This is a genomic window from Mesorhizobium sangaii, from assembly GCF_014207355.1.
GTDB lineage: Bacteria > Pseudomonadota > Alphaproteobacteria > Rhizobiales > Rhizobiaceae > Mesorhizobium > Mesorhizobium sangaii.
In genome coordinates, this window is record NZ_JACHEF010000005.1 from 282,081 (window position 1) to 295,190 (window position 13,110).

Annotated in this window: 13 protein-coding genes; 5 read left to right on the forward strand and 8 right to left on the reverse strand. The window is 63.9% G+C overall.

The window, feature by feature from the left end; all coding sequences use genetic code 11:
• Positions 1–42: 42 nt before the first annotated feature.
• The 3 genes from HNQ71_RS24150 to HNQ71_RS24160 all read right to left on the reverse strand — a co-directional run bounded on the left by HNQ71_RS24150 (position 43) and on the right by HNQ71_RS24160 (position 2,375).
• Positions 43–1,116, reverse strand: a complete 1,074-nt coding sequence (locus HNQ71_RS24150; RefSeq protein WP_184875187.1) for a D-alanine--D-alanine ligase family protein — start codon at positions 1,114–1,116, stop codon at positions 43–45.
• Between the two features lie 23 nt (positions 1,117–1,139).
• Positions 1,140–1,757, reverse strand: coding sequence for a C39 family peptidase (locus tag HNQ71_RS24155; RefSeq protein WP_184875189.1), 618 nt, complete (start codon positions 1,755–1,757; stop codon positions 1,140–1,142).
• A 198-nt stretch (positions 1,758–1,955) separates the two neighbouring features.
• Positions 1,956–2,375 carry a VOC family protein gene (locus tag HNQ71_RS24160; RefSeq protein WP_184875191.1) on the reverse strand — a complete coding sequence of 140 codons (420 nt, stop codon included), beginning with the start codon at positions 2,373–2,375 and terminating at the stop codon, positions 1,956–1,958.
• A 381-nt stretch (positions 2,376–2,756) separates the two neighbouring features.
• Here HNQ71_RS24160 and HNQ71_RS24165 point away from each other — a divergent pair, with 381 nt between their 5' ends.
• Positions 2,757–3,011, forward strand: a complete 255-nt coding sequence (locus tag HNQ71_RS24165; protein WP_246461960.1) for a hypothetical protein — start codon at positions 2,757–2,759, stop codon at positions 3,009–3,011.
• Positions 3,012–3,033: 22 nt separating this feature from the next.
• Here the strand turns inward: HNQ71_RS24165 and HNQ71_RS24170 are convergent, their stop codons facing one another.
• The 3 genes from HNQ71_RS24170 to HNQ71_RS24180 all read right to left on the reverse strand — a co-directional run bounded on the left by HNQ71_RS24170 (position 3,034) and on the right by HNQ71_RS24180 (position 5,603).
• Positions 3,034–4,233 carry an aminotransferase-like domain-containing protein gene (locus HNQ71_RS24170; protein ID WP_184875585.1) on the reverse strand — a complete coding sequence of 400 codons (1,200 nt, stop codon included), beginning with the start codon at positions 4,231–4,233 and terminating at the stop codon, positions 3,034–3,036.
• A gap of 142 nt (positions 4,234–4,375) precedes the next feature.
• Entirely contained in the window at positions 4,376–4,828 is a 453-nt protein-coding gene (locus HNQ71_RS24175; protein WP_184875192.1) for a GNAT family N-acetyltransferase, read from the reverse strand.
• Positions 4,829–5,114: 286 nt separating this feature from the next.
• On the reverse strand, positions 5,115–5,603 hold the full coding sequence (locus HNQ71_RS24180) for a hypothetical protein (protein ID WP_246461961.1): 489 nt from the start codon (positions 5,601–5,603) through the stop codon (positions 5,115–5,117).
• Between the two features lie 109 nt (positions 5,604–5,712).
• On the opposite strand from HNQ71_RS24180, the gene HNQ71_RS24185 reads away from it, so the two are divergent.
• Complete coding sequence (locus tag HNQ71_RS24185) at positions 5,713–6,309, forward strand: DUF922 domain-containing Zn-dependent protease (protein ID WP_246461980.1); 597 nt, start codon at positions 5,713–5,715, stop codon at positions 6,307–6,309.
• On the opposite strand, the gene HNQ71_RS24190 is transcribed toward HNQ71_RS24185, so the two are convergent.
• Complete coding sequence (locus HNQ71_RS24190) at positions 6,281–6,844, reverse strand: RBBP9/YdeN family alpha/beta hydrolase (RefSeq protein WP_184875197.1); 564 nt, start codon at positions 6,842–6,844, stop codon at positions 6,281–6,283. The genes HNQ71_RS24185 and HNQ71_RS24190 overlap by 29 nt on opposite strands.
• Positions 6,845–6,953: 109 nt before the next feature.
• Between HNQ71_RS24190 and HNQ71_RS24195 the strand changes: the two genes are divergently transcribed.
• Complete coding sequence (locus HNQ71_RS24195) at positions 6,954–7,433, forward strand: Lrp/AsnC family transcriptional regulator (protein WP_210334019.1); 480 nt, start codon at positions 6,954–6,956, stop codon at positions 7,431–7,433.
• A 42-nt stretch (positions 7,434–7,475) separates the two neighbouring features.
• Here the strand turns inward: HNQ71_RS24195 and HNQ71_RS24200 are convergent, their stop codons facing one another.
• Entirely contained in the window at positions 7,476–9,014 is a 1,539-nt protein-coding gene (locus tag HNQ71_RS24200) for an acid phosphatase (protein WP_184875201.1), read from the reverse strand.
• A gap of 251 nt (positions 9,015–9,265) precedes the next feature.
• On the opposite strand from HNQ71_RS24200, the gene HNQ71_RS24205 reads away from it, so the two are divergent.
• Both HNQ71_RS24205 and HNQ71_RS24210 read left to right on the forward strand, forming a co-directional pair.
• Positions 9,266–10,498: a cytochrome-c peroxidase gene (locus HNQ71_RS24205; protein ID WP_425492267.1), complete on the forward strand. Its 1,233-nt coding sequence runs from the start codon at positions 9,266–9,268 to the stop codon at positions 10,496–10,498.
• Positions 10,499–10,674: 176 nt separating this feature from the next.
• Positions 10,675–13,086 carry a putative bifunctional diguanylate cyclase/phosphodiesterase gene (locus HNQ71_RS24210; protein WP_343068229.1) on the forward strand — a complete coding sequence of 804 codons (2,412 nt, stop codon included), beginning with the start codon at positions 10,675–10,677 and terminating at the stop codon, positions 13,084–13,086.
• Positions 13,087–13,110: the final 24 nt, after the last annotated feature.

Sequence of the window (13,110 nt, forward strand, 5' to 3'; positions counted from 1 at the left end):
ACCCGCCGCCCCACGTCCAGTAGCCCGATCGTTCCCTGGACTTCAGACCCTTCGCGCCCCATGCCTTGCCAGCGCGTGCTCAATCAGCACATCGATCGTCTGGCTGTAGCCTATGCCTGATGCCGCCAGCGCCTTGGCATACATCGAGATGTCGGTGAAGCCGGGAATTGTGTTGACCTCGTTCACAAGCAGGCTGCCGTCGGCGCGCAGGAAGAAATCGACACGCGCCATGGCTTCGCAGCCGAGTGCCTGGAAGGCCTGCCGCGCCATCTCTTTGGCCCTGTCGGCGACCGCGGCCGGGACATCGGCGGGCACCTTGACCACCGCGCCATCGGCATCGAGATATTTGGCCTCATAGGTGTAGAAGCCGTGCTTGCCGGCCGGAATGATCTCGCCGGGCAGCGACACCGTCAGCGTGCCGTCGGCTCGTTCCAGCACCGAGCACTCGATCTCGCGTCCCTTGACAAATTCTTCCACCAAAACCTTGTTATCATGCTGGAAAGCCGCCTCGACGGCGACGGCGAAGCTGGCGCCGTCTTCTGCCTTGCTCACTCCGAAGGACGAGCCCTGGCGCGCCGGCTTGACGAAGACCGGCAGACCCAGGCTTGCCCTGGCGTCGTCGAAGGACACAGGCTCGCCGCGCCGGACGGTGACGGAGCGGGCGACGGCAAGGCCGGACTCACGCATAAGCCGCTTGGCGACATCCTTGTCCATGGCGGCGGCCGAGGCGAGGATGCCGCAGCCGACATAGGCGACATCGGCGACTTCCGCATAGCCCTGCACCGAGCCGTCCTCACCGAACGGCCCGTGCAGCACGGGAAAAACGACATCGACGGGGTCGGGCTGCGTTCCATCCCGCGACACGGCGACCAGCCTGCCCTTGCTACCGGGCAACAGCGCGACCTCCACGCCGTCCTCGGATACCGGAGCCCCTGCCGCATCGCCGACGGACGAAGCTTGCAGCAGCCACCTGCCGTCCCTGGAAATGGCGATCGGCACGATCTCGTAGCGCGTCCGGTCGATGGCCTTCAGCACATTGGCGGCCGAAAGGCGCGACACGTCATGTTCGGCCGAACGCCCGCCATAGAGGATGGCCACTCTTGTCTTGTCCGTCATCGAAATCCCTCAACTGTCAAAAATCAAATGGCGACGGCAATGCCGCGATTGGCGAAGAAGCGGTCGAAATCGACCGCCGCCAACACTGCGTTTTCTTGTGTGGCGCTGGTATGGCCGGACGGATTGTGGAAGCGGAGACCCTTGTCCGATGCCGCGGTGACCAGCACCAGATGGCCGCCCTTCGATGGCGGCTCGCGCTCGGGCCAGCGGATCCAGCTGCTGACCGAAGCGATGAAGAACCGCGACCGCGCCAGGATCGCCGGAATATCCGATGTCGCGACATTGGTCATCACCTCGGCTTGCAGGCCGAAGGTCTCCCGCACGAAGCTGACGAAGGGTGCGTAGATCAGCCCCTTGATCGAACCCTGAGTAACGACATAGCCGCCATAGGCGGTGCAGCGCCTGGCGAGCTCGATCGTCGGCACGATCTCGCCGCGCGTCGCCAGGATCATCTTCAGGCACGCCATGCCGCAGATATTGGCGGCCCAGACCGCGTACTCGTCTGGTGTCTCAGCCCCCGAATTCTGCCACAGCGGATCGCGCCGCAGCGCGACTTCAGCACCTTCGGCGAGCACCTCCATAGTCATGTCTGATGTTTCCCACTGGCTGAAAAACGGCACGGTTTCAGGCGGTGGACTCATGCGGCTCCTCGATCAGATTCGGATTCTCGTAAACGAGGATACACGGCGATTGGAAAGCCACTCAGAGACTGTTTCGAAATTCGCTCTTGCGGTGGTGGTTTCGAGAACCGGAACGCAGCGGACATTTGGGTCCGCGAGTACCGGAAGCGCAGAAAACGCCGGCAGATGGCCGCCGGAGTAGAATTTCCCAATAGCCTCTCAGAAGGTGATCTTCACGGACGCGGCGCTGCGCTTTGCCGGGCCGTGATGCACCGCCTCGATGTTGTTGCCGTCCGGATCGAGCAGGAAGGCGGCGTAGTAGCCGGGATGATAGGGCCGCTCGCCCGGCGCGCCATTGTCCTTGCCGCCGCCGGAGAGCCCGGCCTTGTAGAAGGCATCGACCATGGCATGGTCCCTTGCCTGGAAGGCGAGATGATGACGGCCGGTGAGCTTTCCCTGCGCCGCCCGGCTGTCGGCACTGGAGACGAACAGTTCGTCGGCCCAGAAATAGTCGTCGCCGACACCGCCGATCGGAACGTCGAGCACCTGCAGCACCGCCTCGTAGAAACGCCGGCTGGCGGCGAGGTCCCTGACCACCAGCTGGATATGGTCGATGAGCCGGCCGCGATGCAGTTCCATGAAAATTCCTCCTCGTGAGCTTGCGAATTTAGGTCCGCACAGGGCGGCGTCAATGCGGGTGCCCTGCTGACCGCCAGGTCCCACCACAGTCCCACCACGAAGCCCTCGGTCCATCCTTCAAACAGAAAAGCCCGCCGGGAGGGGGATCCGACGGGCCTTTGGAAAGCTGTTACCGAGCTTTCAGATGTCTGACGGGGGGGTCAGACACGGTGAGAACTTTTATGTGCCCTAGAGGTTCCACTCGAACAAAAAAAGATTGCCAACGGATCGTCGAATTCACGCAAATTCAAGCGGTGGAGGCGATTTCTTTCGCAAAAGCCCCTCTCAGCCGGAACTTTCCCCGCCAAGGCAAGTTTTGAGGCGCGGCTGGGAGGAATCAAATTGGACAGTTTTCAGAGGCTTGAGGCGCTGATCGACAGCGCCGGTGTCGACGACGTCGAAGAAGCAAACGCCTTGCTGCATCGCTTCAAGGGCAGATCGCAGAAGATCACGGCGGCCATCGACGAGTTCATGCTGGATTTCATGACACTGGTATTCGTCGTCGAAACCAGCGGGGAAGAGTTCGAAAAACCAATCCGCAAGCAGGCTCGCAGCCGGCTTTCGAAGCTCAACCACATGGTGATCGTGGCGGCGTAGGAGTGCGGAGGCCGCCCTGGGTTCACCCCTTCAGGATGGCCGCCAGCCGCGGTATGCCCTCGCTCACCGCGCGCCGGTCGGCGAGCGTGAAGGAGAGCCGCAGCGTGTTGCGCCCGGTTGCGTCGGCAAAGAACGCGCTGCCGGGCACGAAGGCGACACGCGCCTCCTTCACCGCCCGCGCCAGTAGTGCCGTGGCGTCGGCGCCCTCAGGCAGCGTCACCCAGACGAACATGCCGCCTTCCGGGCGGCTCCAGGTCACGCCTTCAGGCATGTTGGCTTCAAGTGCTGCGAGCAGGCCGTCGCGGCGCTCGCGGTAGGCGCCGATGAGCTTTTCCACCTGGCCGTCGAACACGGCTTCGGCGACGCGGTGCATAACCACTTGGTTGATCGAGGGGCTGTGCAGGTCGGAGGCCTGCTTCATCAGCACCAGCTTCTCGACGATATGGCGCGGCGCGCAGACCCAGCCTACACGCATGCCCGGCGAGAGGATCTTCGAGAACGAGCCGCAATAAAGCGTGCGCGCCTTGTCGATGGAGCCAGAGCGAGCACAGTCGAGCGCCAGGATTGGCGGCACGCCCTCGCCGTCATAGCGCAGCGCGCGATAGGCGGCATCCTCGATGACGGCGATGTCAACTTCGCCGGCAAGGTCGAGCACCGCCTCGCGCTGCTGGCGGTTCAAGGTTTGGCCGGTCGGGTTGGCGAAATCCGGCACCAGATAGGCGAACTTGACCTTGCCGCCATTCGCGGCGGCGACCGTGCGATAGGCCGCCGGCGTCATGTTGCCGCCTTCGACAGTCAGCCGGTCGTAGCGCGGCTCGTAGGCGTTGAACGCCTGCAGTGCGCCGAGATAGGTCGGCCATGTCACCAGCGCGGTATCGCCCGGCGACAGGAACAGTTTGCCGAGATAATCGAGCGCCTGCTGCGAGCCGGAGGTGATGAAGATGTTGGCCTCGTCGCAGGCAACGCCGAGGTTGCCCATCTGCCCGGCCAGCCAGCGCCGCAACGGCAAATAGCCTTCCGAGACCTGATACTGCAGCGCTGCACCCGCCTCGCCGCCGCCGAGCACCGAGGCATAGGCGTCGCGGATCGCTGCGGCCGGAAACAGCGCCGGATCGGGAATGCCGCCGGCAAACGAGATGATGTCGGGCTGGTCGAGCAGCTTCAGCAGTTCGCGGATTTCGGACGCCTTCATGCGCGACGAGCGCGAAGCCAGCAGATTCATCAAGGTCAAGGCGCGCCTCCCGCGACAATTTCGATATAGGTCAACCTGGCTGACCTATATCACCTCTCCCCGGCAATTTGAATAGAGCCTGACAGCCATCCGCTATACGCCAGTTGGCGTCGGCCCGGAACCGCGCCGAGCATCACAAGGTCTTCTTGTAGCCGAGATGACTGCCGGTGAAGCCTAGATCCTCGTAGAAGCGGTGCGCGTCCGCGCGCGACCTGTCGGTGGTGAGCTGGACCAGGCTGCAGCCGCGCGCCCGGCATTCTCCGATCGCCCATTCGATCATCTGCCTACCGATCCCGCCCGAGCGCCTGTGGCTGGCGATCCGGACCGCCTCGATCTGCCCGCGCCAGGCGCCCTTGCGCGAGAGGCCGGCAAGAAAGGTGATCTGCAAGGTGCCAATCACCTCCGCGTCGTCCACGGCCACCGTCAGCAGCTGGTTGGGATCGGCATCGATGGCATTGAAGGCATCGACATAGTCCCGCGCCAGCGGCAGCGAGGCGTCCTCGCGGCCGGCGCCCAGCGGATCGTCGGCCAGCATGGCGACGATCGCGGGGAGGTCTGACGCTTGCGCTCGGCGGAATTCGATCATGGTTGCATGACTTACGGCGCAGTGCCGATGGCGGCAAGGCATTTGAGTTCGCAACGGGAGCGCCGCACCTCATCTGCCTGCCGGCATCTTCTCCCCGTATAGTGACGGGGAGAAGGAGGCCGCCAACGATGATTTCGCCAATCGCCGGCATTGCAGAAGAGGCGCCCGCGTTGAAGCTGCCCCTTTCTCCCCGTCACTATACGGGGAGAAAAGTCCGGCAGGACAATGAGGGGCAGCGCTAGCGTTGGAGGTTCAGCGTCAAGACGCTGCGCCTCCAGCCCCACCATCAATCCGCATCGCCAGGCTTAGCCTTGCCGCACTGCGCCAGCACCTTGCCAATGGCCGCGCTCGAGCCCTTCAGCGGGAAACTGGTCTGGCCGTATTTGGCGGCACTGACACTGACATCGCCTTTCCCGCGCAGCAGGTCCAGCAGCGGATCGGCTTTGGCCAGGTTCACCACGAAGTAGTTGTACATGGCTTCGAGCTGCAGCGTCTTGGTCACCGTCTTGCCGTCGGCCTTGAAGTCGAACGAGCCGCTGATGCCGGGCTCCAGCTGCTGGCCGGTGGCGCCGAGGTCGTAGCTCAGCACAGGCGTGTCGAAACAGGCCAGCATCAGATGCGCATCGCCTTTCGGCCCGCCGCAGACCGAGGCGGTCAGCACGCTGCCGCCCTCGTCTTCCTCCATCTCAGCGCTCCAGCCGCTGCAGGAGGCCGCAAACGCCGGCTGCACGGCCTGCAAGGCCGCCGCCGCACCCGCGACGATCAGATATCTCATGACTTCCCCCTCAGGCATTTGCCGCCGCACCCATCGGCATTCTATAGGAAAAGCGGTTCCGTGGCATCGCCCGTCGCGGCGTCCAGTCCTGATCGTGCGGAGAGCGGTGTTGAGAGCCTGTGTTCGTCTGTGCCTGTCGCTGGCCGCCCTGCTGGCCTTGCCGCTCGCCGCCCATGCCGACTGGAAGCCGGTCGAGAAGGTCGAGACCTACGCCATATCAGGCCAGTCCGGGCCGGACCTCTATCGCTCGATCGGCGACAACGGACCGAAGGTCGGCATTGCCCGCGCCATCGCCCATACCAATTTCAAGCTGACCTGGACCAGGGACTATCAGGCGCGAGCCGGAGCCTGCGTGCTGGTCTCGGCACGGCCGAAGCTCATCATCACCTACACCTTGCCCAGCCCCTCCTCGCCGCTGCCACCAGCCATCCAGAAGAACTGGGAGGTTTTCATCGCCGGCGTCAGCGGCCACGAAAAAGTGCATGGCGCCACCATCGTCGACATGGTGCGCAAGATCGAGGCAGCGACCGTCGGCCTCAGCGTTGCCGATGACCCCAAATGCAGCAAGATCCGCACCGAGATGACAAAGCGCCTGTCCGAACTGTCACAGGCGCAGCGACAGGCGAGCCGCGATTTCGACCGCGTCGAGCTCGGCCAGGGCGGCAATCTGCAAAAACTCATCCTTGCCCTGGTGAATGGCGGCTGACTCGAGCCTCCGAAACCAGACCGTCGAGAAGCGCATAACCTTCCGGCCAGTCGCCCAGGCCACTGTCGGCATTGATGTGGCCGAATGCGCCGATGACGGCCATGCCGCTGCCCCACTGCTTCGCCCTCGCCTCGGCATAGTCCGGCGCGCCATAGGGATCATCGGTGCTGGTCACCACCAGCGAGACAAAGCGCAGCCGGCCCTCGGGAATCTTGGCAAAGGCCATGCCGTAGGCCGGGAACACGGCCGCCCTCGGATCGGGAACACCGACCAGCAACGCCGCCTTGACCGGGCGCCGCGAGATCTTCTGCCAATGCGCGATCAGCAGGCAGGACAGGCTGTGCGCGACCAGCACCGGCGGCTCTGGTGCCTCGATCACGGCAGCCTCCAGCGCCGCCAGCCAGTCGGTGAAATCAGGCAGATCCCAGCTCGAGGGCTGGAACCGCCGCATCGCCGGATTGGCGCTTTCCCAGCGCGATTGCCAGTGGGCTGGGCCCGAACCGCCGCTGCCGGGCAGGATGATGAAATGCGTCATGTCGCCTTGCTCCTATCTTTTCAAGGAGCATAGTGGGTGTCTTGCCACGATCCCGGGAATGGGAAATCATCGGAAAAGTCGCGGCATTTCCGATGGATTCAAGGTGGCCATGAAAAACAACGATGAGCGCGCGCCGCTCGACCCCACCGATATCGCCATTGTCGAAGCCATGCAGGAGAACGGCCGCATCGGCATGTCCGAGCTTGGCCGCCGGGTCGGCCTGTCGCAGCCGGCGACCTCCGAGCGGGTGAAACGGCTGGAGGAGCGCGGGGTCATTGCCGGCTACACCGCGGTGGTCGATCCGGCCGCACTTGGCCTCGGCATGATGGCGATCATCCGGGTGCGCACCACGCATGAGCACATCCGGCCCTGCCTGCAGCAGTTCGCCGAGATGCCGCAGATCACCGAGGTGCACCGGCTGACCGGCGAGGACTGCTTCATCCTGAAAGTGGTCGTCCCCTCGCCGGCGCAGCTTGAAACCATCGTCGACGCGGTGGCGCGCCACGGCGCGGTCACCACGGCGCTGGTGCTACGCAGCGAGCCGCCGAAGCCAATCGGCCGCGACCTGATCCGGAGATCAGGCGGCTAGGTCAAAGGGTCTCGCCGCACTGAGGTCCTGCCTGATCCCGCCTCACCGGCTGAGATCGAGCGCCGCGCTCAAATCGCCCATCGGCGGCTGGTCGTTGTTGCGCAGCGCCTTGTCGCGGGCGACGATGCCGGGCAACACTGGCAAATCGTAGCGCGCGGTGATGAAGCGCAGGATCGACGTCGTGTCGTATTGCGTGTGGTCGACCGTGCCCATCTTCGCATAGGGCGAGATGATGAAGGCAGGGATGCGGTTGCCCGGTCCCCAGCGGTCGGCCTTCGGCGGCGCGACATGGTCCCAGAAGCCGCCATTCTCGTCATAGGTGACGACCACCAGCATATGGCTCCATTGCGGGCTTTTCTCCAGATGCGAGACGACGTCGGCGAGATGCTGGTCGCCGCTCGCCACATCGGCGTAGCCGCCATGCTCGTTGAGATTGCCTTGCGGCTTGTAGAAACTCACCGCCGGCAGCTTGCCGTCGTCGATCGCCTTGATGAATTCGGCCCCGTCGAGGCCGCCATCCCTAAGATGTTCGGCCCGCGCGGCCGTGCCGGGCGCGTATGCCGCGAAATAGTTGAATGGCTGGTGATGGAACTGGAAGTTCGGCACCGGCGTCGCGTTCTTGCCGTCGAGCGCTGCCTGCCAGGCGCCGGAATACCAGGCCCAGCTGACGCCCTTCAGCGACAACAGATCGCCGATGGTGATGTCGTGCTGCGGCGGCAGCGTGGTCGGCTGCGCCGGATCGGCAAGTGCCTTGTCGCCGCCTTCGGCCGGCTTGTTGGCGCTCGGCTGATAGGGCGGCTGCATGGTGTTGACGGCGTGGAAGTCTGGGGTGATGGCGCCGTCATTGACGAATTTCGGCGCGCCGCCGAGCGCCGAGGCCGGCGAATTGTCGGCAACCTTCAGCGTCGTGCCATCGGCCTCGACCACGGCGATCTGCCCCTTGACCGGGCTGGTGTCGGCGTTGGGATAGACCGGCACGCAGGCGCAGGCGAGAATGATGTGGTTGAGGAAGGAGCCGCCGAAGGCGCCCTGGAAGAAATTGTCGGCCAAAACGTATTTCTTCGCCACCGCCCACATCGGCAGCACCGAGCCGTCATAATGGCCCATCACCAGGCCGCCGGAATCGGCCCAGGCGACGAACATGTCGTTCTTCCCGCCGTCGATCTGCATCTGCTCCTGATAGAAACGGTGCCAGAGGTCGCGCGTGATGACGGAGGTCTTCTCGTTGAAGCCGCTGGCGTCGTCGATGGCGAAGCTGGCATTGCTGAGATGCGCCGACTGCGCCTCGGTCACCGGCGGCGTCACGCCCTTGGCGGTCAACCCGCCCCAGGCCGGCGGCAGTTCGGTCAGCGGCTTGCCGTCGCGGTCGAGCTGGCGCACCTGGCCGGCCGAAAGATTGGCCAGGCCATTGGCGCCGGGGAAGCCGCCATAGAGATTATCGAAGCTGCGGTTTTCGGCATAGATGACGACGATCGTGTCGATCTTGTCATAGCCGGGAGGGGCGGCGATGGCTGTAGCCGGAATCGAGGCCAGCGCCGTGCCGGCCAGGCAAACCGAGGTGAAAAACGTGAACCGCGTCATGGGAGGTCCTCATGGCTAGGGTGATGGCTAGAGGGCAATGTATGGCTGAGGCGACGAGCCATGGCTGCAGACGCTAGGTCGATGCCTTGTCACCTTTGTGACATTTACCGCCCGTTCGAACACGGTTGCGTGAGCAGCTGGACCGGTCATCAATCCGTTGCAGTGCGGACCTAATTGCCGAACAAACCGGGCTGAACCTCATGACCGCAAGACGATGGAAAGGCCTGATGATCGCGACCGCCGCGGCATCGATGTCTGGCCTCGCCACGGTCCTGCCCGGCAACGCCGTCAGCGCCGGAAGCGGCAGTGTCCATCCCGGACCGATGTCGCGCGCGGATGCCTTCGCGCGGGCGCAGGCGCTGACGGCGCTTGGCCGCAAAATGTTCTTCGACCCGTCGCTGTCGGCTTCAGGCAAGCAATCCTGCTCGTCCTGCCATGACCCGCACCATGCCTTCGGCCCGGCCTCGGCGGCGCCGGTCGAGATGGGCGGGCAAAACCTCGACCAGCCCGGACTGCGCGCCGTGCCGTCGCTGCGCTACCTTCAGGCGGTGCCAGCCTTCACCGAGCATTTCTACGATTCCGAGGATGAAGGCGACGAGAGCGTCGACAACGGCCCGACCGGCGGCCTGACCTGGGACGGCCGCGCCGACCGCGGCCGCGACCAGGCCAAGATCCCGCTGCTGTCGCCATTCGAGATGGCCAACAAGGATGCCGCCGCCGTCAACGCCGGATTGCGCAAGTCAAGCTATGCCGATGAATTCAAGGCAGCCTTCGGTGACACCGTGTTCGATCATCCAGACGACGCCTTCGACGCCGCCGCCGAGGCGCTCGGCACCTTCGAGCAGAGCGCCGCCGATTTCTATCCCTACTCCAGCCGCTACGACGCCTTCCTCGCCGGCAAGGCGACGCTGTCGGCGCAGGAATTGCGCGGCCGCACGCTGTTCGAGGATGAGACCAAGGGCAATTGCGCCAGCTGCCACCTGAGCGAACCCGCCAAGGATGGCGAGCCGCCGCAGTTCACCGATTTCGGCCTGATCGCCGTCGCCGTGCCGCGCAACCTGGCCATCGCGGCCAATGCCGACCCCGCCTATTTCGATCTCGGCCTGTGCGGGCCGCTGCGCACCGACTTCCATGGCCGCCCGGAGTATTGCGGCCTGTTTCGCACGCCGACGCTGCGCAATGTCGCGCTGCGCAAAAGCTTCTTCCACAATGGCTATTTCCACACGCTGCGCGACGCGGTCGCCTTCTATGCCAGCCGCGACAGCGATCCCGGCCATTGGTATCCCAAAAACGCCGACGGAACGATCCGGCAAAATGACGATTTGCCAAAGGCTTACTGGACCAACCTCAACCAGGATCCGCCCTTCGGCAAGAAGCCCGGCGACAAGCCGGCGCTGACCGACCCCGAAATTGACGACATCGTCGCCTTCCTGCAAACGCTGACCGATGCCGATCAGCAGGCCGGGGCGGTGCCGGCGAACTGATTGCCCGGGCCTGCGAATGCCCAGTCCGACTTTCTCGCACCGGCGTGCTGCGGCGCTGGGATGGACTTTCGCAATAGCGCTTCCTCATTAGCGCTTCCTAAACTGCTCTGGAGTATCCCTCACCAATTGATGGTGGGACGCCGATGAACGCATTCTGGCGAGCAGTCGGATTTTTTGTGATCCTTGTAACCGGCGCAGCGATGCTGGCGGCCTTGCATATCGACGCCCAGCGGAACTTCGCGCTTGCCAAGGAACGCTACATCGAGAACTCCCAGGCGGCGGCCAGGACAACCGCCAAGACGGTCGAAGACGCCTTGCGGGCCGTCTACGAGAATGTGCGCACGCTGAGCTACCTGCCAAGCGTCCGAAACCTCGACCGGCATGGCACCAACCTCGGCGACGAGGGCCGCGCGACAATCCAGCAGATCTACAACAACCTCGCCAACAACGTCTCCATTTCCGAGGTCTACTTCCTGCCGCTGGATTTCGACCCCGACCGCTTTGATGCGGTGACCGGAAAGCTCGAGGAGCCGATCCTCCAGTTCGACCAGCTGATCGTGAATGCCAGGGCGCGGTCCGATGCCGCCGCAGGCGCAAAGTCCGCAAAGCTTGACCAGAACACCCTGACCCGGCCCGCCGAAGAGGTCGAGACCTATGAGTACCAGGAACTGGCCAAACAGCTCGCCTGGCTGAAGGCGAACTATCCGAATTCGAGCGCCATAGACGGGCTGAACGTGCCGATCATTGGCACGAAGGAGCTCATCACCTGCGACAACACCGATTTCATCCACACCGGCAATGACGCGGATCGCTCCGGTTTCATCCTTTCGGTCCCGGTCTTCGGCCAGGATGGCAGCCTGCGCGGCTCCGTCTCGGCAATCATGCTCACCTCGGCGCTGAGGAAACTGTTGCCGAGCAGCGACTATGTCATCGTCAATTCAGGCTACGGATTTGAATCCGACCAGCACAAGATGTCGACGGCCCTGGCGGCGGATTCCCGTGCCTTCACGGCGGCCGATCCCAATCTGATCTATTCCGAAGTCATCCCGCTCTCGCTCAACGATCCCAGAAGCGCCTGGCGCCTCTGGGCCGGTTTTCCCAACAGCAGATACGACAGCAACATGGACGCCCTGTCCGTGCGGCAATTCGAACTGGCCGGTTATGCGGCGGTCGCGGTGGTCACGCTGCTGGCGCTGGCCTGCTGGTATGCGATCGGGCGCACGATGATGATGCAGACCGATGCCGCCGAGACTTTGGAGCGGCGGGTCGAGGAACGCACCGCCGAGATCCAGCACCTTGCCACACATGACATTCTCACCGGCCTACCCAACCGGGGCCTCCTGGCCGACACGATGGACGAGGCGCTGAGAAGCCTCAGGGATGGAGAGAAGCTGGCCGTCCATTGCGTCGATCTCGACCGTTTCAAACCGGTCAATGACACGCTCGGCCATCCGATCGGCGATGAGGTTCTCGGTGCGGTGGCGAGGCGCCTGAAGCAGCAGGCGGGTGAAACCGCCATGGTCGCGAGAACCGGAGGCGACGAGTTCGTCATCCTCCAGCTCCTGATCGATGGCGACGACGAGGCGGGTGTGCTGGCGAGCCGGGTCATTCATGCCCTGGCCGGCGAATTCTTGATACAGGGCCACAAGATCAACATCGGCAGCAGCATCGGCATCGCTGTCTTCCCGGACGACGGACAAAGTTCGGAAATCCTCATCCGCAATGCCGACCTTGCCTTGTACAAAGCCAAGATGGAAGGCCGTGGGACCTGCAGGTCGTTCGAGCCGGGAATGGACGCAAGACTGCAGGAGCGGCGCCAACTCGAATCCGAACTGGCTATCGGCGTCGCAAACGAGCAGTTCGTCGTGTATTATCAACCGCTGCACGACGCAAAGACCTCGAAACTCACCGGCTTCGAAGCCCTGGTGCGATGGAACCATCCGCGCCTCGGCCTGCTGCCGCCGTCGGAATTCATCCCGATGGCCGAGGAGACGGGCGTCATCGACACGCTTGGTGAGTGGATCATGCTGCGTGCGTGCGCCGACGCCGCCAAATGGCCCCTGCCCGTCAAGGTCGCGGTCAATCTCTCGCCGGCCCAGTTCAAACAGCAGGGGCTGCCGCTTCAGGTTGCCGCGGCGCTCGCGGCTTCGAACCTGCTGCCATCACGGCTCGAACTGGAGATCACCGAGTCGGTGCTGCTGGCGCACAATGAAAACACGATAACGACGCTGCACAGCCTGCGCGACCTCGGCGTCAGCATAGCCATGGACGATTTCGGCACCGGCTATTCCTCGCTGAGCTATCTCAGGTCGTTCCCGTTCAACCGCATCAAGATCGACCGCAGCTTCGTCAGCCTGATGTGCGAGAGCAGCGAAAGCCGGGCAATCGTCAAGGCCGTCGCCGAACTTGGCAGCACGCTCGGCATGACCACGACCGCGGAAGGCGTCGAGACCGAGGACCAGTTCAGGCTGGTCAGGGAGAATGGCTGCACGGATGTCCAGGGCTGGTTCTTTGGCCGTCCAATGCCGGCATCCGAGCTTCATACGCTTTTCGAAGAGCCGGAACAGCGAGGCGCCTTGACCGCGTAGGCACCACCAACGGGGCCGTGGAGC